This window comes from Pseudomonas sp. LBUM1651 (assembly GCF_059716135.1).
In genome coordinates this window covers 2,627,972-2,651,014 of the sequence record NZ_CP166805.1, presented here as the reverse complement: position 1 = coordinate 2,651,014, position 23,043 = coordinate 2,627,972, and the positions used below count along the sequence as shown (strand labels likewise).

Here is a 23,043-nt window from a genome sequence, read left to right as displayed (position 1 = left end):
GCTCCCACAGGGGTCTCATGAACGCTGGAGATCCATTGTGGGAGCTAGCCTGCTAGCGATGGCGTCAGCCCAGTCAACACACATCCAGAGCCACCGGCACTCGCACTCGTACCTCAAGTTATGAAGCCCCCTGCCGACAAGCCCTGTAGGAAACTACTGGTACTCAGCATGGAGCAGCTATGACCGTCATCTCTTCAATCTCTTCCTTGCCGCCACTGGCGGTCGCCAGGATTGCTGCCACCCAGCCCGCCGTTGGCACTACCACCGAATCAACAGACGCCCTGTCCTCCCCCGCATCGATTGTCACCTTGCATCAAGATAACAACACCATCAATGCGCAGACTTACACCTCCCGGGGTGTCATTGCGGAGCCTGATGCTCCGCTTGCCTGGGAATACACGCAGCCTGACAAAGTGTCGTTTCGCATGGGTGGCAACTTCGGAAGCGCTTCAGCCAGCAGCCGGTTCCGGGGACTGGGTGAGACACTGCTTCTGCAGCTGGCGCAATCCAACCAGAACATCTCCCAGTCGGTCATTCGCTCATCGACCGGGCGGGCGCTCGAGCCTGCAGAGTTGGCGGCAGCCCAAGCCAGGATTCACAGTGGCGTTGCAGACAACAGCATCAACCTGACCCTGAAAACAGCAAGCGGCAAAACCGTCCAGATCACCCTGTCCAGTCAGGATAACGCGCTGGCGGTGCAGGCTCAGGTCCAGGGTGGCGACCTCAGTAAAGAAGAACTTGCCGCGCTTGGCGCCATGGCCGAAGGATTTGAATCGGCCATCCAGGGACTCACCGCCGTTCCACCGCAACTCAAGCTGGATGCGCTGGCTCAGTTCGACACTGACGTGTTTTCCTCGGTCGACCTGACCACACGGTTTAAGCTCGACGATGACAGTACGCAGAGCCTTGAGCTGCATGCCGACGCAAGCCACCGCCAGGTGCGCATGAGCGGTGCGGCAGGCGATTTCGACATGTCCGTGGATCTGAAAAACGCCGCCATCCTCGGCGACAGCAATCGGAAAGCCACGGCGCTCGCGAACTACCTGCGTCAAATAGAAGCGGCGCGCGATCGAGGCGACGGCGACCAAAATCTGCTGTCGATGTTCGAGAGTGCATTCAAGACCGTGCACAGCAGCTACCCGGAAAGCCGCGCTGTTATCGGACCGCAGGCGCTAACGGCGATCAAGCTGACAGACACCGACCGCAGCGTTCTAACCGGCCTCGCCGATTTCAGCGCGACGGTCACCGAGAAAACCGTAAACGGCAATCCTGCGCGGCCTGGTGAACTCGCCTCGTTCAAATATGGCTTATCGCAGGTCACGCAATCCAAAGGTCAGGATCAGTTCAATCGCAAGGTAGTCCAGAATCAGCAATCGCATCTGACAGCTCAATACCATAAGCCACTGTATGCCGGACAAAAGCTGGAACTGACGACTGACCCACAATCTCAGAACTATCAGTACTACCAGATCGATGATCAGGCCAGCAGCACGAGCAGCATCGGCTATGTCAAAGGTAAGTTGGTCGAAGCGTCCGTCAGCCATTCGGCAAGCCAGTCCACGCGTATTTCCAAATATGTAATGGGGCATCTGGATGAAGATAACGTGACACCTGTCTCGTCCTCGAAGACGCAAAATCTCCTCGGTCTTCTGCAACAGGCACTGCAAGAAGACAAACTGGCGAAACAGGGACGGGGTACGTCAAACGCCTTAGCCGCTATCCAGGGCAAGGTGATGTTGGTTAGCAGGCCGATGGAGATTCATTAACGCTACCCCGGGTATCGGCGGCGTTCAGTGGGACCGCGTTATCGTTCATCGCTAGCAGGCTAGCTCCCACAGGGGTCTCATGAACGCTGGAGATCCACTGTGGGAGCTAGCCTGCTAGCGATGGCGTCGGCACACTCAACACATCATCCAAGCCAGTCACAACCCGGACTTCAACCGACTGAACGCCCGAATCAACGCGCGGTTGAACGCCTTGCCATTGTCATTCTTGCTATACAACGAAGCCCTCACCTGCGCCGACGGATACGTCCCCGGATCATTACGAATCGCCGGGGCGATCAAATCATCTGCCGCCGTGATCGCATTGGCGTAGTGAATGGTGTCGGTAATCGGCGCAATCACTTCCGGCGTCATCAGGTAATCCATCAATGCCAGCCCGGCTTCGGGATGCGGCGCATCCTTGGGGATGACCATGGCATCGAACCAGATCAGCGTGCCCTCCTTCGGTATCCGGTAAGTCAACGTGAACGGTTTTTTCGCGGCCTCTGCCTGGCCCGCCGCGATGGCCACGTTGCCGTTCCACGACATCGCCACACAGGTGTTACCGTTTGCCAGGTCGCTGATGTTCAGGTCATTGTCGAAGTAACGGATGTACGGCCGGATCTTCGCCAATTGCTGCTCGGCCAGCTTCAGGTCATCAAGGTTCTGGCGGTTGATGTCCAGCCCCATGTACTTCATCACCGCGGCGAACACTTCGTTGGGGTCGTTGAGCAAACTCACGCCACAATCGGCGAATTTCGATACCACTGCCGGATCGAACAGCATCGCCCAACTGTCCGTTGGGGCGTCTGGCAAACGCTTTCTGATCGCCTCTTGCTGATAGCCCACGCCGGTCGTGCCCCAGGCGTAAATCCCGGCGTAACGATTCCCCGGATCGAACACCGCCATGTGTTGGCGGAACTCATCACCGACGCCGGCAAAGTGCGGCAACTGTTGCGGGTTCAACGTTTGAATCGCCCCGCTCTGGATCGCCCGGGACAGGTGTTGCCCTGCGGTCAGCACCAGGTCGTAGCCACTGCGGCCGGTGAGCAGTTTGGTCTCGACGGTTTCCAGGGAATCGAAGTGATCGGCCACCACATGGATTCCAGTCTTCTTCTCGAAATTGGTCAAGGTATCCGGGGCCAGGTACTCGCCCCAGATGTACAGGTTCACCACCGGTCTGGCGCTGTCGGCGGCCTGCACACACAAGGGGGCAAGCACCAGCAATAACGCTTGAGTCAGTTTGTGCAGGCCCATGATTACACTCCTTTGCCTGTGTACTGCGGCATGGTGATGCACGCGACGTTACCGCCGCCGAGCAGGATTTCCCGGGAGTTTTCGATGCCGACTATTTTGTGCTGCGGGAACAGCTCGGCCAGTGTCGCCAGCGCCACCTGATCATTGCGATCGCCAAACAGCGGCACCACGATCGAGGTATTGCCGGCGTAGTAGTTGATGTAAGACGCGCAGATTTTGGTCCCGGCCTGACGGGTGTGGGTGCTGTCTTGCTGGTCCAGGCCTTCGGCTTCCTCAGCGGTCCATTCCAGCACATCGGGCTGCGGCAGTTTGTGCACGATCAACTCGCGGCCACGGCTGTCACGGGTACTGCGCAGGATGTCGTAGGCTTCCTGATAGATTTCCCATTGCGGGTCATCGCGATTGTCGGTCCATTGCAGCACCACTTCACCGGGACGCACGAAGCACGCAAGGTCGTCGACGTGGCCGTCGGTTTCGTCGAACTTGCAACCCCGCGGCAGCCAGATGACTTGCTCGGCGCCGAGGTAGTCCGTCAGTCGCCGGGTGACTTCTACCTTGCCCAGGTGCTGGTTGCGATTGCGGTTGAGCAGGCATTGTTCGGTGGTGAGGATGCTGCCCTGGCCGTCGCTCTGGATGCCACCGAGTTCGGCAATCAGCGGCGCGCGGTAGCGGTCGAAGCGCTCGATTTCGAGGACTTTGCTGGCGATCTGATCGTCCTTGTCCCACGGGTAGTACAAGCCACCGTCAAGGCCGCCGTAAGCGTTGAATTCGAAGTCGACGCCACGCACTTCGCCGCTGGCATCGTTGACCACAAAGCACGGGCCGCTGTCGCGGAACCAGGTGTCGTTGCAGGTCATTTCCACCACGCGCACTTGCGGCGGCAGCTGACGGCGCGCCGTGGCGAATTGCGCGGCGGAGGCACACACGGTGACCGGTTCGCTGTGGGAAATGGCCGTGACGATCTGCACCCAGACTTTCTGCGCAGGCTTGGCACCATTGCGCCAGACATCGGTACGCTCCGGCCAGCCGAGCCAGCAACCGGCCTTGGTTTCGAATTCGCCGGGCAGGCGGAAGCCGTCTTGTTTTGGGGTGGAGTCGAGCAAACGTGCCATGGTCAAACCTCATCAGCGGGGATTGGAATGACCACAGGCTAAGGTCGCCGGCGCCCTCCTCGCCAACGATGATTATTTCGGAATACTTGAATTCAACTCATCAATCGATCAGCTGATCATTGAACCATTCGAGCATCTGCGCCACGGCCGGACGCTCCAGGCGTACCCGTTCGCACACCAGCGCGTATTGGCCCAATGCGGTCATGCTTGAGGTAAACGGCCGGACCAGACGACCGCTTAGCAGATCTTCCTGCGCCGTCAGGTTATCGCCCATCGCCACGCCCTGCCCCTGGGCCGCAGCCTCCAGCGCCAGCCCGGCGTGGGCGAAATACAACTGGCGCTCGGGGCGTTGATCGCCGGCGTGACTGGTGAGCCACGCAGTCCAGGTCTTGCCGTCCTGATCGTCGTGCAGCAGGCAGTGGCGCGCCAGGTCCTTCGGGGTTTTCAAAGTGCCCTGGTTGAACAGGCCGGGGCTGCACACCGGGAAGAACTGCAATGCCGGCAACGGCCGGACGAAGTACGCGCTGCTGTCCACCGGGCCGGTGCCGTAAGTGATCGCCAGGTCGATGTCTTCGCCCGGCGCGGTGGCGTCGATCGGTTGTTCGTAGAGGTGCAAGGTGATGTGCGGGTAGCGCGCGTAGAAATCCGTGAGGCGACGCATCAACCACTTTTGCGCCAGCTCCGCCGTCACCGCCAGGCGCAACACCGCCAGCGACGACGGATCGCGCAGTTCATCACAGGCTTCGCCGATCAGTTCGAAGGCCTGCTGCAGGCTTTGCATCAGGCGTCCGGCGGCCATGGTCGGGCGGATTTGTCGGCCTTCGCGGATGAACAGCGACACACCCAGTTGCTCTTCGAGTTGGCGGATCTGATGGCTGACGGCGCTGTCGGTGACACACAACTCTGCGGCTGCACGGCCGAAGTGGGCGTGGCGGGCGGCGCATTCGAAGGTTTTGAGGGCGGCCAGTGATGGTAATCGGCGCATGTGTTTGATCCTGTTTGCGAGGTGTTCATGCTGACCCGGCCATCGGTGGGCGTCCAGTCAGACCGCGTTATCGTTCATTGCTAGCAGGCTAGCTCCCACAGGGATTTCGTGAACACTGGAGATCCCCTGTGGGAGCGAGCCTGCTCGCGATGGCGTCGGCACCTACACCGCAAATCTTCTAGGCTGAAACCAAGCACTTCAGCCCACCGGAGGCTCCCCATGCAACTCGAAGGCTCCTGCCACTGCGGCGCCGTGTCGTTCAGTCTGACCAGCGCCCACCCCTACCCTTATCAACGTTGCTACTGCTCGATCTGCCGTAAGACCCAGGGCGGTGGCGGTTACTCGATCAACATCGCCAGCGATGCCGCCAGCCTCAAGGTGCGCGGTCGCAAATCCATCGCGATCTACCACGCGCGGCTCAAGGATGACGGCGACAAACGCGCCCACCGCAGCACGGCGGAGCGGCATTTCTGCTCGGTGTGTGGCTCGGGGTTGTGGCTGTTCAGCCCTGAATGGCCCGAGCTGATTCACCCCTTCGCCTCATCCATCGACACGGCGCTACCCGTACCACCCGAGTACACGCACGTGATGCTCGGCTCGAAAGCGCCGTGGGTGGAGGTTCCGGCGCATGCCGGTGATCGGCATTGCGAGATCTGGCCCGAGGAGTCCATCGCGCAGTGGCATGAGCGCCTGGGTCTGGCGCGCTGAATAAAGCAAAAACACGGACCTCGATTTTTTTCACTCTTTTTTTCGTGAGCAGTTCCCCTTTGCGTTTTTCGTTCGGTTAACCCTCAGAAGCCTTTCACTTACCGAACGATTCGATACAAAGGGATCTCCATGTCGCACCCACTTGCCGCACGTTTTCGTTTTGCCCTGCGCCCCCTGGCACTGGCCCTGCCTGCCGCGCTGCTGAGCCTTTCCTACACCGCCCATGCCGCCGAAACGGTTGAAAGCAAACCGGCTCCCAAAGACGACGGCTCGCTACAACTGGGTGCGACGAGTATTTCTGCCGTAGGCTTGGGCGAGACCACCGAGGGCACCCATTCCTACACCACGGGCTCAACGTCTTCGGCCACCGGCCTGGCCTTGTCACCCCGTGAAACGCCGCAATCGGTCACCGTGGTGACCCGTCAGCAAATGGACGATCGCGGTGTGCAAAGTGTCAGCGACGCGTTGCGCAATGCTCCCGGCGTCTCGACGCAAAAGTACGACAGTGACCGTACCGAGTTTTCCGCCCGTGGTTTTGCCATCACCAACTTCCAGTACGACGGGGTCAACCAGCCGTATGACGGTGTCTACGGTGAAAACCCGAACAACAGCGATGACGTGGCCAGCCTCGACCGCATCGAAATCGTCAAGGGTTCGACCGGTCTGATGACGGGTTCGGGCGACCCGTCCGCCACCGTCAACCTGATTCGCAAGAAGCCGACCAAGGAATTCAAGGCCTCTCTCAGCGGCACGGTCGGTTCGTGGGACAGCTACCGCACCACCGGCGATATTTCCGGACCGTTGAACGATACCGGCAGCGTGCGCGGCCGCTTCGTCGGTTCGTACCAGGACAAGAATTCCTACATCGATCACTACAGCCAGAAGAAAGACCTGTTTTACGGGATCCTCGAAGCCGACCTGACGGACGACACCTTGCTGACCTTCGGCATCGACAAGTCCAGTGCCACCCCACGCGGCACCTCCTGGACCGGCAACACGGTGTACTTCGCCGACGGCGGCCGCACCGACTTCTCGCGCAGCTTCAACCCGGGCGCCGACTGGAGCCGTCGTGATTTCGACACGGCCACCTACTTCACGTCGCTGGAACAGGCGCTGGCCAATGACTGGAAACTCAAGGTCAATCTCAACCAGAAAACCACCGATCACGATACGCGCCTGGCCTCGGCCAGCGGCGGCTTCCCGGACCGTGCCACCGGTGAAGGCATGTCCTTTTACTGGGGTCGCTGGGAAGGTCATCGCGTGCAGAACACGGCGGACGTGAACGTCTCCGGGCCGTTCACCCTGGGCGGTCGCGAGCACGAACTGGTGGCCGGTTTCATGACCTCCCATGCCCGCCAGACCGGCGCGACATTCGACAGCGTTATCCCCGGCGCCGGAAATGTACCAGGCAGTATTTATGACTGGAACGGCGACCTGCCGGAACAGGATTTCCCGAAAAACGGCAAGTACGAGCGCACCACCAGCCAGAACGGTGCCTACCTGGCCACGCGCCTGCGTCCGACCGATGACTTGTCGATCATCCTTGGCAGCCGCGTGAGCACCTTCAAGTACAACGAGGATTACAGCTACTACCCGGGCGCCGGCCAGATCGACACCCACGCCAGCTACAAGGAACATGGCGTCGTCACCCCTTACGCCGGTGTGATCTATGACCTGGATAACACGTACTCGGTCTACGCCAGCTACACCAACATCTACCAGCCACAGATCTACAAGGACGCCGCCGGTTCGACCCTGAAGCCGATTGAAGGCAACAGCTACGAGACCGGTCTGAAAGCGGCCTACCTCGAAGGCAAACTGAACGCCAGCCTGGCCTTCTTCCGCATCGAGCAGGAGAACATCGCCCAATACGTCACCACCGACAGCACCGGGCAGGAAGTCTTTGAAGCCATCCCCGGCGCCACCACCAAAGGCGTGGAGCTGGAACTGGCGGGCGAACTGTCCGATGGCTGGAACCTGTCGGCCGGCTATACCTATGCCCGTACCCGCGACAAGGACGAGCAACGGATCTACGGTTTCCCGCTGGCCACCACTAAACCGGAACACGTCGTGCGTACATTCACCACCTACCGCCTGCCCGGCGCACTGAACAAGGTCACCGTCGGTGGCGGCGTCAGCTGGCAGAGCGCTTTCTATGGTCAGAGCACCAGCCCTATCGAGGGCAGCACGTCGCTCAAACAAGGCGGCTACACCCTCGTGGACCTGATGACCCGTTATCAGTACAACGAGCACCTGAGCTTCACCGCCAACGCCAACAACGTCTTCGACAAGAAGTACCTGACGGGCCTGGGCAACTACGGCACCACGTTCTACGGCGAGCCGCGCAACCTGATGCTGACCACCAAGTGGGATTTCTAAGCTGAACAGCATCAGCTGAATCAGCTGGCGAAACTTCACCCTGTAGGAGCCGAGCTTGCTCGCGATAGCGGTCTGTCAGCTACATGCATGTTGAATGTAGCGCCGTCATCGCGAGCAAGCTCGGCTCCTACAGGGCGCTGGGGATTAACAGCTCAGCCCATTCACAGTCTTTGACAGTTTCCCGACAAAGCTGTCAAAGATTGCCGGCCGGCACCCGCCTAGCATGGGCGTATCCAATCTCCCCTCGGGTGCTCCCATGTTTCGTTCGCTGTCTCTGTCGCTGACTTCATTCTGCCTGTTCCTCCCCTCCACCTCCTTGCATGCCGAAGACTGGCGCTACAGCCTGCGGGCCGGCGCCGCCAGTGTGCCGCGTTACAGCGGCAGCGATGAGCGCGTGGTGGCGCCGCTGCTGGGTGGGGAGATCGTCAGCCCTTATGGTTTCTTTCTGGACACTGGAAAGGGTCTGGGCTGGGCGTTTGACGAGGATGACTTTGGCCTAAGCGTTTACGTCGGCGCCAGTGATGTGCGCAAGGATCGCAAGACCGGGTTCAAAGGTTCCGATGAGCTGGACGGCATGGGCTCGATCAAGTCCCGCCCGGTGCTGGGGCTCGACGGGACGTATCACATGGGACCGATCATTTTCGGCGCGAGTTTTGAACATGCGCTGGAAAAAGACGATGACGACCCCGACACGGGTTCAGCCTGGAATCGCTTGAAACTGAGCATCAGTGCGCCGTTTTACGAAGGTGACCATGGCAAGGTCGTGGGCAGCCTCAACAGTCAGTTTGGCGACGGTGATTACATGCGCACCTGGTACGGCGTCAGCGCGGGTCAGGCGTCGCGCAGTCAGTTTCGGGCCTATGACGCCCATGGTGGGTTGGTGAGTCGTGGTGCGGATCTGACCTGGTCGTTGCCGATCAATGATCAATGGAATGTATCGACGGTGTTGGCGGTGCAGTATCTGGCTAAAGAGGCGGCGGACAGCCCGATTGTCGAGCGGCGGATGCAGACTTCGTTGGCTGGGCAGGTGGTTTACAGCTTTTGATATGAGGTGTTACGGACGACCTCTTCGCGGGCAAGCCTCGCTCCTACAGGGTTACGCGGTCACCGGTAGGAGCGAGCGGTGCGGCGATCCGACTTGCCCGCGAAGGGGCCCGCAAGAGCAACACACAACTAATCCAGATGCGCCCACGTCATACGAAACGACGCCCCGCCCCACGGCGAATCCGCCACTTCCACTTGTCCGCCATGGGACTGCGACACCCGCCTGACCAACGCCAAACCCAAACCAAACCCACCCGTGCGGCGATCACGGCTGGCGTCCAGACGCGAAAACGGCTCAAAAATCTTCTCCCGCCCGGCCATCGGCACGCCTGGCCCATCGTCGTTGACCTGCACTTCGTAGTGATCACCGGCACGCACCAACGACACTTCCACCCGCTCCTCGGCATAGCGAATGGCATTGCGCAGCAGGTTGATCACCGCCCGCGCCATGAAGCGCGGCTCGATGCGCACCTCATCCACCCGGCACTCGACAATCAGCAGCTGCACCCCGGCCGCCTCGGCCTCCAGCGCCACACTGCCGACCACGCTGTCGAGCCAGCTGTTGGCCTGGATATTCTCCCGGGTGATCACCGTGGCGCCGCGCTCGAGGCTGGCATAGGTCAGCAGCTCCGACACCATCTCTTCCAGCTCGCCGAGGTCGGCGTACATGTCGGCAATCAGCTCGCGGTTCTGGGTCGGATCGGGTTGTTGCTTGAGCTGGTCAAGCTCGAACGACAGTCGCGCAATGGGCGTGCGCAATTCATGGGACACCGCGTTGGTCAGCTCGCGCTGATTGGCGATCAGGCCTTCGATACGCGCCGCCATCAGGTTGAAGTGTTCGGACAGGTCGCGGATGTTCGAGCGTTTCGACAACTGGATACGCGACGACAAGTCGTTATCGCCGAAACGCTCGGCGGCCAGGCGCAGTTTTTCCAGATCGCGCCAGTGTGGACGCACCCAGAAAATCAACACCAGACCGATCATCACCGCAATCATCAGATAGGCCGCAGCAATGTAGAACGGCATCAGACTCGGCTCGGCCGGCAACTTGATGCTGAGCAGCTGCGAACCTTCGTCAATGCGCGAGATGAACTGCGTGTACTTGTCGCGAAGCACCAGCTGGCCTTGGGCCAACTCGGCTTTCTCCTGATCGGTCAGGGCCAGTTGATCGGTCTCGACCAGGCTCAGGCCCAACCCGTAGTGAGGGCGCACGGCTTCCAGTTGTCGTTCACGGGCCGCACTGTCCAGGCCACGCAATTGCTCCACCAGCGACCAGGCCTGGCCACGCACCGCCTCGCGGTTGTAGCGCTGCATCTGACCGTCGAGCAGCGCATCGAACGTACGCTCGACGGTTTGCAGCCCAAGGATCAGGCCAACCGTCATCACCAGAAACAGCCCGAGAAATAACCGCAGCATCTACAGCTCCCACGCAAACGGATTGAACAGGTAACCCTTGCCCCAGATGGTCTTGATGCACACCGGTTCGCGGGGGTTGTCCTTGAGCTTGCCGCGCAACTTGCTGATGTAGACGTCGACGCTGCGGTTGAGCCCATCGAAAGCGATGCCGCGCATGCGATTGAGAATGTCATCTCGGGACAGAATCTTGCCGGCGGCGCTGGCCAGCAGCCACAGCAACTCGAACTCCATGGTGGTCAACTCGATGCCCTCGCCCGCCAGCCGCACTTCGCGACAACTGCGGTCGATGCTCAGATGGCCGAACTCCAGCGCGCTGCACACGCTGCTGTCCGGCGTTTGCCGGCGTTGCAACGCGCGCAGGCGGGCCAGCAACACCGGTGGCTTGATCGGCTTGATCACGTAGTCGTCGGCGCCGGACTCCAGGCCGAGGATGTGATCGAGGTCGTCTTCCTTGGCGGTGAGGATGACGATCGGCGTGTCGGACACGCTGCGAATTTCGCGGCACACGTGCAGACCGCTCTGGCCCGGCAGCATCAGGTCGAGTACAACGATTTTCGGTTTGAAGTCGAGGAAAGCCGCCAACGCGAGGTCACCGCGGTGCACCTGCAAAACCTCAAAGCCATGTTGCGACAGGAAATGCGCGATCAGCCCGGAGAGCCGCTCGTCGTCTTCCACCAGCAATACTTTGCCAAAACCCAGGTTATCCATAACGAACGCTTGCCAACCCTTGAGTGAAGTGGGCGGTATTATGGCGCCAATCAGTGATGGGGCGGAGATGACGGGCAGCAAAAACCGGCCTCTTGGGCCGGTTTTCAGTGATCTTTCATACTCTTAAGAGTTTTTAACAATTCACGCGCAAAAAATCGCAACGTGCGAGTGGCATTTGTAGGAGCACGGCTTGCCGGCGAAGGCGTACCTGAGATCGCTTTCGCCGGCAAGCCGTGCTCCTACGGGTTATGCGGCAGCTGGGACACCGCTGTGAAAGCGGAACTCCACGTCTGGCGACTCGATCAGCTCCTGCTCGGCGGCACGGACCTTGTCGATCACCTGGTCGATGTCCTTGGCGTCCCCATACTGGTAAGCCAGTTTCAGGTAGCCCTGAAAGTGCCGGGCCTCGCTTTTCAGCAAACCGAAGTAGAACTTGCCCAGCTCTTCGTCCAGGTGCGGCACCAACGCCTCGAAACGCTCGCAGCTACGGGCTTCGATGAACGCACCCACCACCAGGGTATCCACCAGTTTCACCGGTTCGTGGCTGCGCACCACTTTGCGCAGGCCCGAGGCGTATCGCCCGGCGGACAGCTGACGCAGCTCGATCTTGCGCTTTTTCATCAGGCGCATGACCTGTTCGTGGTGCACCAGCTCTTCCCGAGCCAGACGCGACATCAGGTTGATCAGGTCGACGTGAGAGTGGTATTTGGCGATCAGGCTCAACGCCGTGCTGGCGGCCTTGAATTCGCAGTTCTTGTGGTCGATCAGCAAGGTTTCCTGATCGGCCAGCGCGGCCCGGACCCAGCCGTCGGGGGTGCGGCAGCCAAGGAACTCGTGAATTTCGGGAAGGATCATGGGGCTCACGGATAAAGGGATCAAAACGAAGGGCGCCGATTATACCGGCCCGCCGCCAGACCACCAGTCACGACCGTTGATATGCATCAACTCCCCGGTTGCCGAGCAGCAACTATAGTTGTGCAACGCCGTGCTTTTTTACCCTATGGAGATCCCGATCATGCAAGCCATTCGCAGCATTCTGGTGGTCATCGAACCCGAACACTCGGAAAGCCTGGCGCTCAAACGGGCCAAATTGATTGCCGGCGTGACCCAGGCGCATTTGCATCTGCTGGTCTGTGACCGCAAGCATGACCACAGCGGCATGCTCGGCGTGCTCAAGGCGGCGCTGCTTGAGGACGGCTACAGCGTCACTACCGAGCAGGCGTGGAACGAAAGCCTGCACGAAACCATCGTCGATGTGCAGCAGGCGGAAGGTTGCGGGCTGGTAGTCAAGCAGCATTACCCCGACAGCTCGTTGAAAAAAGCCCTGCTGACCCCGGCAGACTGGAAACTGCTGCGCTCTTGCCCGACGCCGGTGCTGCTGGTCAAAACTTCGAAGCCCTGGACGGGCGGCGTGATTATGGCGGCGATCGACGTGGGTAATACCGATGATGAACACCGCCACCTGCACAACACCATCATCGATCACGGCTATGACATCGCCAGTCTGGCCAAGGCTCATCTGCATGTGGTCAGCGCCCATCCGTCACCGATGCTGTCGGCGGCCGACCCGACGTTGCAGCTCAGTGAAACGATCGAGGCGCGCTATCGCGAGCAGTGCAAGGCATTTCAGGCCGAGTTCGACATTGATGATGACCATCTGCATATCGCGGAAGGTCCGGCGGATGTATTGATTCCGTACATGGTGCACAAGCTGGGTGCGGCGGTGACGGTGATTGGCACGGTGGCGCGGTCCGGGTTATCCGGGGCGTTGATCGGGAATACGGCGGAAGTGGTGCTGGATGCAGTGGAGAGTGATGTGCTGGTGTTGAAGCCGATGGAGATCATGGATCATCTGGAGGAGATCGTGTCCCATCATTGAGATTTGCCGAGCATTTGTGGCGAGGGAGCTTGCTCCCGCTGGGTTGCGAAGCGACCCCAAGTCAGGCCGGCGCGGTTTTCAATTGGCCGATTTGCGACTGCTGCGCAGTCGAGCGGGAGCAAGCTCCCTCGCCACAGGATTGAAGTTCAGCCGCCGAAGGCGTCCTTGAGGAAACCCGGCGCGATATAACGCTGGTAATGCGCCTCCGAGAGCAAAAAGAACTCCCGATCAATCGCATCCCGCAGCTCCGGCAGGTTCCAGTCGCGAAACTCCGGCAGCAGCACCATCCCGTAGGCGTCCAGATTATTGATCACCCGCGCGCCCCGGGCGATCAGCTGATAGGCCCAGCAATATTCCGATTGATGCGGCACGAAGCGAATCTTTCGCTGTTCCAGCTGCATTCTCAGCAGCGCCGGATCAAAAATTTCTACCTTGCCGGCCATCACCTGGGACAACAGCTGCTCAAGACGCAGCCACACAGCGCGCTTCTCCTCCTCGTTGTAACCGTTCCAATGGATCACTTCATGGTGGAAACGCTTGCAGCCACGGCAGACCAAGTCACCGTAAACAGTGGAGCAAAGGCCGACGCAGGGGGTCTTGATGGTCTGATTGGGCATAGGTAAGAAAAACACGGGAAAGCAGAACAGGCCGGCATGTTAGCCCTTTGTCTAACATTCATCACCCCTCAAAATTGAGGGGCTGAGGGTCTATTGAACTTTAGTGACGGCCGCGTTGCGCGCCAACGTGCGCGATGCGGCGTTGCGGGATTTGCCAAGGGAACAACCATTGGCGGCATCCCGCGCCTTGCCTCGCACACGTTGGCCCACAACGCGACTCGCCACCAAAGTCCAATAGACCCTGACTTACCTTTAAATTTTTTTTGCCGTAGAATCAGCCAGCCTTTTAAGGCGCCAATGTCCGTTAGAAGCTGTTTTCAAAGCGTCACGAGCACAGTCGTTCCTTCAGAACGGTGTTGGCGAAGGGTTTTTCCAGCGGGGAAAAGCACTACGCCAACCCTCATCAGCTCCCCGTTCTGCAGGCGTAAAACTTTGAAAGCAGCTTCTGTAAGGAATTGTCGGTAATTCTGGCTAAGTGGCCCACAACGCCACGCAGCGCATGAGTACGGCAATTTCGGGATGAGCGTCCCGGACACCCATTTGGGACCACTGATGAGGGTAATAACTGTGCTTGAAGCCTACCGCAAACATATCGAAGAGCGTGCAGCACTGGGTATCGTTCCCCAGCCGCTTAACGCCGAACAAACTGCAGGCCTGGTCGAGCTGCTGAAGAATCCCCCGGCTGGCGAAGAAGCTTTCCTCGTTGACCTGATCACCAATCGCATTCCGCCTGGCGTGGACGAAGCGGCCTATGTAAAGGCTGGCTTCCTGTCTGCGCTGGCCAAAGGCGAAGCCACCTCCCCTCTGATCGACAAGAAACGCGCTGTTGAACTGCTCGGCACCATGCAGGGCGGCTACAACATCGTGACCTTGGTTGACCTGCTCGACAGCGCCGAACTGGCTCCTGTTGCCGCCGCTCAACTCAAGCACACCCTGCTGATGTTCGACGCGTTCCACGACGTCGCGGAAAAAGCCCGCAACGGCAACGAACACGCCAAAGGCGTGATCCAGTCCTGGGCTGACGGCGAGTGGTTCCGCAACCGCCCTGTCCTGGCCGACAAGATCAGCCTGCGCGTGTTCAAGGTCACCGGCGAAACCAACACCGACGACCTGTCCCCTGCTCCGGACGCCTGGTCCCGCCCGGACATCCCGCTGCACGCCCTCGCCATGCTGAAAATGGCCCGTGACGGCATCGTGCCGGACGTCCAGGGCGTTACTGGCCCGATGAAGCAGATCGAAGAAATGCGCGGTCAAGGCTTCCCTATCGCCTACGTCGGTGACGTGGTCGGTACCGGTTCTTCGCGTAAATCCGCCACCAACTCGGTGCTGTGGTTCTTCGGCGACGACGTTCCTTACGTGCCGAACAAACGTGCTGGCGGCTTCTGCTTCGGCAGCAAGATCGCTCCGATCTTCTACAACACCATGGAAGATGCCGGCGCCCTGCCGATCGAATTCGACGTCACCAACATGAACATGGGCGACGTGATCGACCTGTATCCGCATGCTGGCAAAGTCTGCAAACACGGCACTGACGAAGTCCTGACCACCTTCGAAATGAAGACTCCGGTTCTGTTGGACGAAGTTCGTGCCGGCGGCCGTATCCCGCTGATCATCGGTCGCGGCCTGACCGACAAGGCGCGTGCCGAATTGGGCCTGGGCCCTACCGATCTGTTCAAACTGCCTGAAGCACCTGTCGACACCGGCAAGGGCTACACCCTGGCACAGAAAATGGTCGGCAAGGCTTGCGGTCTGCCAGAAGGCAAAGGCGTTCGTCCTGGCACCTACTGCGAACCGAAAATGACCACCGTCGGTTCTCAGGACACCACTGGTCCTATGACCCGTGACGAACTGAAAGACCTGGCGTGCCTGGGCTTCTCGACCGATCTGGTGATGCAGTCCTTCTGCCACACTGCGGCTTATCCCAAGCCGATCGACGTGACCACCCACCACACCCTGCCAGACTTCATCATGACCCGCGGCGGCGTTTCCCTGCGTCCGGGCGACGGCATCATCCACAGCTGGCTGAACCGCATGCTGCTGCCGGACACCGTCGGCACCGGTGGTGACTCGCACACCCGTTTCCCGATGGGCATTTCGTTCCCGGCCGGTTCCGGTCTGGTTGCGTTTGCCGCAGCCACTGGCGTCATGCCGCTGGACATGCCGGAATCGATCCTGGTGCGCTTCAAAGGCAAGATGCAACCGGGCGTCACCCTGCGTGACCTGGTTCACGCCATTCCTTACTTCGCGATTCAGGCTGGCCTGTTGACCGTTGAGAAGAAAGGCAAGAAGAACGCCTTCTCCGGCCGCATCCTGGAAATCGAAGGCCTGGACAACCTGAGCATCGAGCAGGCTTTCGAGCTGTCCGACGCCTCGGCTGAACGTTCGGCTGCCGGTTGCACCATCAAGCTGTCGAAAGAGTCGATCACCGAGTACCTGAACTCCAACATCACCCTGCTGCGCTGGATGATCGGCGAAGGCTACGGCGATGCACGTACTCTGGAGCGTCGTGCTCAAGCGATGGAAGCCTGGGTCGCCAACCCTGAGTTGATGGTTGCCGATGCTGACGCCGAATACGCTGAAGTCATCGAAATCGACCTGGCCGACATCAAAGAGCCTGTGCTCTGCGCGCCGAACGATCCGGACGACGCCCGTCTGCTGTCCAGCGTTGCTGGCGAGAAGATCGACGAAGTGTTTATCGGTTCGTGCATGACCAACATCGGTCACTTCCGCGCTGCCGGTAAGCTGCTGGATCAGGTCAAAGGTCAGCTTCCAACCCGTCTGTGGCTGTCGCCGCCGACCAAAATGGACGCTCACCAGCTGACCGAAGAAGGCTACTACGGCATCTACGGCAAGGCCGGCGCACGCATGGAAATGCCGGGCTGCTCGCTGTGCATGGGTAACCAGGCACGTGTAGAGCCGAACTCGACTGTGGTGTCGACGTCGACCCGTAACTTCCCGAACCGTCTGGGTGACGGCGCGAACGTTTACCTGGCTTCGGCTGAGTTGGCGTCTGTTGCTTCCATCCTGGGTCGCCTGCCGACCGTCGAGGAGTACATGGAATACGCTGGCAAGATCGACAGCATGGCGGCTGATGTTTACCGCTACCTGTCCTTCGACCAGATCGCCGAGTTCCGTGAAGCTGCTGCGAACGCCAATATTCCGGTTGTTCAAGCCTAACGCTTTCTCGTTGTAGAAGACGCCGCGTGTCGTGAGATGCGCGGCGTTTTTTTATACCTATTGGAAGGTGACTGGTTTTTTATGGTGTACATATCCGTTGCTGCGGTAACGGCGGCTATTGGTTCCGCCCTTACGGCGGGTCACTTGGAAGAGCCCCAAGTAACCAAGGGCTTTTGCCCCTTTCGTTCGGTGGCTCGCTAAGGCTCGCCATGCCCTCCTTCCGGTCCTGCTCCGCGGGCCCGCCGCCATCCATGCCGGGTTGCCCACTGCGCAGAACCGGAACGAAGCCTCTCGAGGGGGCGACTACCGCCACAGCAGCGCGATGCGGCCTGCTGGCCGACCTCGCTCTTCGGATGTATGCATTCCCCCTGTGGGAGCTAGCCTGCTAGCGATGTACGTTAACGATAACGCGTGCGGTCTGAATGAACGCGGTGTCTAGACGTCCATCGCTAGCAGGCTAGCTCCCACAGTGGATTTTGGCGGGCATGACATGGGTGTTCACCGCCGATGACCTTGACGCACATCAGGTCGGCTATCAGGCGCCTCGCTTTGGCTTTTGATCTGGCTTTTGATCTTAATCTGCCCCGTCGGAAGGCCGAGCGCAGGTTCTGCGCAGTGGGCACCGCGGCAGGGATGCCGCGGTAGCCGCCCCCGGCCATGGATGGCCGATGGCGGCGGGCCCACGGAGCAGGACCGGAGCGAGGGTATGGCGAGCCTAGGCGAGCCACCGTACGTCAGGGGCGCAGGCGCTTGGTTACTTGGCGCTTTTCCAAGTAACCCGCCGTAAGGGCGGAACCAATAGCCGCCGTTACCGCAGGAATGGATATGTACTCGGTCAACACAATATAGGTCGCCTATTAGGCCGCCATCGCTAGCAAGCCAGCTTCTACAGGGGTTCCGGGTACGTCTGCAATATCCGACACTCACCAAAAAAAACGGCCAACCCGCAAAGCGGATCAGCCGTCATTCATTCCAACAAATCAAATCAAACGAGCTGCAGCAATCAGGCACTCAACGAATAAATCAACGCCGAAATAGCCACCAAACCCACCGCCGTCACAAACACATTCGACGCCTGACCACGGAAGCGCGCCATCGCCGGCACCTTACGAATCGCATACATCGGCATCAGGAACAGAATCGCTGCGATGATCGGCCCACCCAGGGTTTCAATCATCCCCAGAATGCTCGGGTTCAGCGTCGCAACAATCCAGCAAACCACCAGCATGAACGCCGCGGTCATGCGATCCAGCGTCTTGGGCGCCGGGCGCTTGCCACTCTTCACGATCAGGCCTTTAAGACCCTCACTGGCACCGATGTAGTGACCCAGGAACGACTTGGAAATCGCCACGAACGCAATCAACGGCGCCGCAAACGCGATCGTCGGGTTGCTGAAGTGATTAGCCAGGTACGACAGGATTGACAGGTTCTGCGCCTTCGCTTCCGCCAGTTGCGCCGGCGACAGGGTCAGCACGCAGCTGAACACGAAGAACAGCACCATCACCACCATCAACACATGCGCGCGGGACAGGATCTGCGAGCTGCGTTCCTCGGCGTGGTCACCGTAGCGACGCTTCTGGTCCACCGCGAACGCCGAGATGATCGGCGAATGGTTGAACGAGAACACCATCACCGGAATCGCCAGCCACAAAGTGTGCAACAGCGCCGACGGCTCAGGCAGCGTCGATGCGGTGGTCAGGATGCCACCATTCCAGTGCGGAACCAGGAACACCGCCAGGAACAGCAACGCCACGATAAACGGATACACCATCAGGCTCATGGCCTTGACGATCACCTGCTCACCGCAACGCACCACCGCCAGCAGGCCGAGGATCAGCACAAACGACAACACGGCGCGCGGTGGCGGCATGATGTGCAGTTGGTGCTCGAGGAAACTGCCGACGGTGTTGGTCAGGGCCACGCTGTAGATCAGCAGGATCGGAAAGATCGCGAAGAAGTACAGCAAGGTAATCAGCGCACCGGCCTTGATGCCGAAGTGTTCTTCCACCACTTCGGTGATGTCCGCGCCTTCGCGTCCGGACAATACGAAACGGGTCAGGCCACGGTGTGCGTAAAAAGTCATGGGGAACGCCAGCAGCGCCAGGATCAGCAACGGCCAGAAACCGCCCAAGCCTGCGTTGATCGGCAAAAACAGCGTACCGGCCCCAATGGCCGTGCCAAACAGGCCCAGCATCCAGGTGGTGTCATGGCGATTCCAGCCTTCAAGGCTGACAGGTTTCGCCGCTACATAGCGTTCGTTGACGCTATTGGCCTGATCATTCATCCGGTGGGATCTCCGCATTCCGGTCAGTTGCTACCCGGTCAGGACGAGTCGGAAAAATCCGACAGGCAGCGCCCTGGCCGAAACAGGGGCGCGATTGTCCGGGATTAATGAGCAGAAGCAAAGACTTAGGTGAGGAATGGTGGTGCGGATCAGTTGAATATACGAATTTCTCACGCCCCTGTGGGAGCGAGCCTGCTCGCGAAGACGATGGCACATTCAACATGGATTCTGTCTGATCCACCGCCATCGCCGGCAAGCCGGTCTCGCTCCCACAGGGTTCTTCACGGCGTTGGAGATTCGCGTCCGGTGCGTTTCATCGCCAAATGCAGACTCGACTTGATAAAGGTTTGTCGTCATGTATTTTGAAGCAATCTTCATTCTGCTTGAGGGTAGTGCCATGCCACTGGTTCGCATCGACATCAAAAAGCATCAGGACCCCACCCGCGCCAAACGTATCGGTCAGCTGATCTACGCCGCCATGCACAGTGCCATCGGCGTTCCGGAAAACGATAATTTCCAGATCCTCGCCGAACACGACGAGCAGCACTTCATCTTTGACCCGCAATACCTGGGGATCCATCGCACCGACCAACTGGTGGTGATCCAGATCACCCTGAGCGAAGGCCGAACCGTCGAGCAGAAGAAGCTGCTCTACAAAACCATCGCCGAGAGCCTGAACGCTGAATTGGCCGTGCGACTGGAGGATGTATTCATTAATCTGGTCGAAGTGAAAAAAGAGAACTGGTCGTTCGGCAACGGAATTGCCCAGTACGCCCTCTGATCGCCATCCTTTATCTTTGTGAGCCGCCAATGCCCCGTGTTTCCCGCAAGCAAGCCGAACTCAACCGCGAGATCATCGTCGAGGCGGCCACGCGGCTGTTTCGCGAACGGGGTCTGCACGGCATTAGTGTGATTGATGTCATGGGTGCGGCGGGCCTGACCCATGGCGGCTTCTATGGGCATTTCGAGTCCAGGGAAGCCCTGGCTCAGGAGGCCAGCGGCCGCGCATTCCAGCAATCGGCAGACCGTTGGAAAGACTGGATTGCCGCCAACGGAGACAAGAACGCCGCCCGTCGGGCCTTGATCAGCCCCTACCTGTCGGCCGCCAGCCGTGACAATCCGGGCGATAGCTGCCCGGTGGTGGCGTTTGCCGGTGACATGTGCCACGAAGCCGCCGAAAGCGGCCTGCGCCAAACCTTCATGGAAGGCCTCGGCTCATTGCTCGACACGTTCACGCCGCTGATGGATACCGGCGACGACGCCCGCGATCGTCAACAGGCGTTGGTGCAATACGCCCTGATGGTCGGCGCACTGACGCTCGCCCGGGCTACCCGGGGCGATGCTTTGTCCGATGAAATTCTGGAGGCTGCGCGCACCTTTCTGACAGCGCACTAACCTAGCGCTCCTGTTCCGCTATGATCATCTGGCAGTGCTGCGATCTTTGGTCGTTGCCCATGCGTTTTGAAGCCAGCAATCTCTAGGGATATTCAAGCCACAGGAGCCCAGCATGCCCGCAACCGTCCTGGTACTGGTCGAAACGATCAATGATTACCTGCCGATTCTCGAACATCAGGGCTTTCACCTGATATTGGCGCCAACCCCCGCCGAGCGGGCCGAAGCCATTTCTTCCCACGGCGCGCGTATCGATGCGGTGCTGACCCGCGGCCCGCTAGGCCTGTATGCCGATGAAATCGCTGCACTGCCGGCGCTGAAGATCATTTGCGTGATTGGTGCCGGTTACGAACAGGTCGACCTGCAGGCCGCTGCCGACCGGGGCATCACGGTCACCAACGGCGCGGGGGTCAACGCCTCTTCGGTGGCCGACCATGCGATGGCGATGCTGCTTTCGATGGTGCGTGACATCCCCCGCTGCGATGCTGCCGTGCGCCGAGGCGAGTGGCCGAAAATCATGCGCCCTTCCCTGGCCGGCAAACGCCTGGGCATTCTCGGCCTCGGCGCCGTCGGCATGGCCATCGCCAAACGCGCGGCCAACGGTTTTGACATGACTGTCAGCTACCACAACCGCCAGCACCGCAGTGACGTGCCGTACAGTTTCTGCTCGACACCGACCGAACTGGCCCGCGCCTCGGATTTCCTGGTGGTGGCCACGCCCGGCGGGCTCGGCACCCGTAGCCTGATCAACCGATCGGTGCTGGATGCATTGGGGCCCAACGGGTTCCTCGTCAACATCGCCCGGGCCAGCGTGGTGGTGACCACCGACCTGATCAGCGCCCTGGAGCAACGACGCATTGGTGGCGCGGCCCTTGATGTCTTCGATCATGAACCACAGGTGCCGGATGCCCTGAAATCGCTGAGCAATGTGATTCTCACGTCGCACGTCGCGGGCCTGTCGCCCGAAGCGACACGGGGCACCGTTGAACTGGTCGGGCGCAACCTGATGGCATTTTTTTCCGGCCAACCGGTGCTCACCCCCATCGACCTGCCGGCGTCGGCATTGGCGACGCCGCCCGAAAGCAACGCCGCTCTGTAGGACAATTCAAACAGGTGTATCAAAAACAATGATTGCCCGGCAACACCCTCACCTATAAGGGCCGATCGTGGTTGTGAGTGCGGGGTGTGCGCATTAGATTAGCCAATAGTTTCAGGCCTCCAGAATAAGCAGAAGGGATAAGCATGGCGCTTACTGACCAGTCCACCCGTATCCGCACCGGCGAAGAACTCGATGCCAGCCTGATCGATCCGTACCTCAAGGCCCACATTCCGGGCCTCAGCGGTTTGCCGCAGATCAGCCAGTTCCCCGGCGGTGCGTCGAACCTCACCTACTTGCTGGAATACCCCGAACAGGAATTCGTCCTGCGCCGGCCGCCGTTTGGCCACAAGGCCAAGTCCGCCCATGACATGGGTCGCGAATTTCGTATCCTCAATCAACTGCGCGACGGTTTTCCGTACTGCCCGAAAGCCTACGTGCATTGCACTGACGAATCGGTGATCGGCGCCGAGTTCTATGTGATGGAACGGGTCAAGGGGATCATCCTGCGCGCCGAACTGCCACCGGAACTGGGCCTGGATTCAGCGAAAACCGAAGCCCTGTGCAAAAGCTTCATCGACAAGTTCGTCGAATTGCACCAGGTCGACTACAAGGCCTATGGCCTGGGCGACCTCGGCAAGCCCGAAGGTTATGTGGCGCGGCAGATCAAAGGCTGGAGCGACCGCTACGAAAAAGCCCTGACCCCGGACGCGCCGCAGTGGGAAGCAGTCAAGGCCTGGCTCAACGACAAGATGCCCGCCGATCACCCGACATCGAGCATCGTCCATAATGATTACCGCTTCGACAACGTGATCCTCGACCCGAACAACCCGATGCAGATCATCGGCGTGCTCGACTGGGAACTCACCACCCTCGGCGACCCGCTGATGGACCTGGGCAACACCCTCGCCTACTGGATCGAAGCCGACGACCCGGCGCCGGTGCAACTGATGCGCCGCCAGCCGAGCCACGCACCGGGCATGCTGACCCGCCGCGAGTTCGTCGATTATTACGCCCAGCGTTCGGGCATCCAGATCGACAACTTCGACTTCTACTACACCTACGGCCTGTTCCGCCTCGCCGGCATCGTGCAACAGATCTACTACCGCTTCTTCCATGGTCAGACCCAGGACAAACGCTTCGCGCAGTTCATTCACATGAACAAACTGCTGGAGCAGATGAGCTTGCAGGTCATTTCGAAATCCAGCCTCTGATCCAGGCCATCC

General features: G+C 59.9%; 18 protein-coding genes. 10 read left to right on the top strand and 8 right to left on the bottom strand.

Features of this window, described 5'->3' with window-relative positions; translation table 11 throughout:
- Nucleotides 1-179: 179 nt before the first annotated feature.
- Nucleotides 180-1,766 carry a lactate dehydrogenase gene (locus tag ACA066_RS12435; protein WP_497699451.1) on the top strand — a complete coding sequence of 529 codons (1,587 nt, stop codon included), beginning with the start codon at nt 180-182 and terminating at the stop codon, nt 1,764-1,766.
- 156 nt (nt 1,767-1,922) lie between these two features.
- Here the strand turns inward: ACA066_RS12435 and ACA066_RS12430 are convergent, their stop codons facing one another.
- From ACA066_RS12430 to ACA066_RS12420, 3 genes are all read right to left on the bottom strand, one after another.
- Nucleotides 1,923-3,020: an extracellular solute-binding protein gene (locus tag ACA066_RS12430; protein WP_497699450.1), complete on the bottom strand. Its 1,098-nt coding sequence runs from the start codon at nt 3,018-3,020 to the stop codon at nt 1,923-1,925.
- Nucleotides 3,021-3,022: 2 nt separating this feature from the next.
- Nucleotides 3,023-4,132: an agmatine deiminase gene (gene aguA / locus ACA066_RS12425; RefSeq protein ID WP_497699449.1), complete on the bottom strand. Its 1,110-nt coding sequence runs from the start codon at nt 4,130-4,132 to the stop codon at nt 3,023-3,025.
- Between the two features lie 100 nt (nt 4,133-4,232).
- A complete protein-coding gene (locus tag ACA066_RS12420; protein ID WP_497699448.1) occupies nt 4,233-5,117 on the bottom strand; it encodes a LysR substrate-binding domain-containing protein in 885 nt (294 codons plus the stop codon).
- A 219-nt stretch (nt 5,118-5,336) separates the two neighbouring features.
- Here ACA066_RS12420 and ACA066_RS12415 point away from each other — a divergent pair, with 219 nt between their 5' ends.
- The 3 genes from ACA066_RS12415 to ACA066_RS12405 all read left to right on the top strand — a co-directional run bounded on the left by ACA066_RS12415 (nt 5,337) and on the right by ACA066_RS12405 (nt 9,249).
- Nucleotides 5,337-5,825: a GFA family protein gene (locus ACA066_RS12415; protein ID WP_497699447.1), complete on the top strand. Its 489-nt coding sequence runs from the start codon at nt 5,337-5,339 to the stop codon at nt 5,823-5,825.
- Nucleotides 5,826-5,954: 129 nt separating this feature from the next.
- A complete protein-coding gene (locus ACA066_RS12410) occupies nt 5,955-8,204 on the top strand; it encodes a TonB-dependent siderophore receptor (RefSeq protein WP_497699446.1) in 2,250 nt (749 codons plus the stop codon).
- A 256-nt stretch (nt 8,205-8,460) separates the two neighbouring features.
- On the top strand, nt 8,461-9,249 hold the full coding sequence (locus tag ACA066_RS12405; protein WP_497699445.1) for a MipA/OmpV family protein: 789 nt from the start codon (nt 8,461-8,463) through the stop codon (nt 9,247-9,249).
- A 128-nt stretch (nt 9,250-9,377) separates the two neighbouring features.
- Here ACA066_RS12405 and ACA066_RS12400 read toward each other — a convergent pair whose 3' ends face one another.
- The 3 genes from ACA066_RS12400 to ACA066_RS12390 form a co-directional block, all read right to left on the bottom strand.
- Nucleotides 9,378-10,664 carry an ATP-binding protein gene (locus tag ACA066_RS12400; protein WP_497699444.1) on the bottom strand — a complete coding sequence of 429 codons (1,287 nt, stop codon included), beginning with the start codon at nt 10,662-10,664 and terminating at the stop codon, nt 9,378-9,380.
- A complete protein-coding gene (locus ACA066_RS12395; protein ID WP_084320863.1) occupies nt 10,665-11,372 on the bottom strand; it encodes a winged helix-turn-helix domain-containing protein in 708 nt (235 codons plus the stop codon).
- A 246-nt stretch (nt 11,373-11,618) separates the two neighbouring features.
- Nucleotides 11,619-12,227: a MiaE family protein gene (locus ACA066_RS12390; RefSeq protein ID WP_497699443.1), complete on the bottom strand. Its 609-nt coding sequence runs from the start codon at nt 12,225-12,227 to the stop codon at nt 11,619-11,621.
- 160 nt (nt 12,228-12,387) lie between these two features.
- On the opposite strand from ACA066_RS12390, the gene uspL reads away from it, so the two are divergent.
- Nucleotides 12,388-13,251 carry a universal stress protein UspL gene (gene uspL / locus ACA066_RS12385; RefSeq protein WP_497699442.1) on the top strand — a complete coding sequence of 288 codons (864 nt, stop codon included), beginning with the start codon at nt 12,388-12,390 and terminating at the stop codon, nt 13,249-13,251.
- A gap of 146 nt (nt 13,252-13,397) precedes the next feature.
- Here uspL and ACA066_RS12380 read toward each other — a convergent pair whose 3' ends face one another.
- A complete protein-coding gene (locus ACA066_RS12380) occupies nt 13,398-13,868 on the bottom strand; it encodes a DUF1289 domain-containing protein (RefSeq protein ID WP_084320865.1) in 471 nt (156 codons plus the stop codon).
- Nucleotides 13,869-14,435: 567 nt separating this feature from the next.
- Between ACA066_RS12380 and acnB the strand changes: the two genes are divergently transcribed.
- Complete coding sequence (acnB, locus tag ACA066_RS12375; RefSeq protein WP_017339421.1) at nt 14,436-17,045, top strand: bifunctional aconitate hydratase 2/2-methylisocitrate dehydratase; 2,610 nt, start codon at nt 14,436-14,438, stop codon at nt 17,043-17,045.
- A 1,003-nt stretch (nt 17,046-18,048) separates the two neighbouring features.
- On the opposite strand, the gene ACA066_RS12370 is transcribed toward acnB, so the two are convergent.
- The gene (locus ACA066_RS12370) at nt 18,049-19,329 is read right to left on the bottom strand and encodes an HAAAP family serine/threonine permease (protein WP_497699441.1); all 1,281 of its coding nucleotides are present in this window, start codon (nt 19,327-19,329) and stop codon (nt 18,049-18,051) included.
- 397 nt (nt 19,330-19,726) lie between these two features.
- On the opposite strand from ACA066_RS12370, the gene ACA066_RS12365 reads away from it, so the two are divergent.
- The 4 genes from ACA066_RS12365 to ACA066_RS12350 all read left to right on the top strand — a co-directional run bounded on the left by ACA066_RS12365 (nt 19,727) and on the right by ACA066_RS12350 (nt 23,031).
- On the top strand, nt 19,727-20,110 hold the full coding sequence (locus ACA066_RS12365; protein WP_497699862.1) for a tautomerase family protein: 384 nt from the start codon (nt 19,727-19,729) through the stop codon (nt 20,108-20,110).
- A 29-nt stretch (nt 20,111-20,139) separates the two neighbouring features.
- The gene (locus tag ACA066_RS12360; protein WP_497699440.1) at nt 20,140-20,724 is read left to right on the top strand and encodes a TetR/AcrR family transcriptional regulator; all 585 of its coding nucleotides are present in this window, start codon (nt 20,140-20,142) and stop codon (nt 20,722-20,724) included.
- 112 nt (nt 20,725-20,836) lie between these two features.
- Nucleotides 20,837-21,820, top strand: coding sequence for a 2-hydroxyacid dehydrogenase (locus ACA066_RS12355; RefSeq protein WP_497699439.1), 984 nt, complete (start codon nt 20,837-20,839; stop codon nt 21,818-21,820).
- Between the two features lie 143 nt (nt 21,821-21,963).
- The gene (locus tag ACA066_RS12350; protein ID WP_497699438.1) at nt 21,964-23,031 is read left to right on the top strand and encodes a phosphotransferase family protein; all 1,068 of its coding nucleotides are present in this window, start codon (nt 21,964-21,966) and stop codon (nt 23,029-23,031) included.
- The last annotated feature ends 12 nt before the right edge of the window (nt 23,032-23,043 follow it).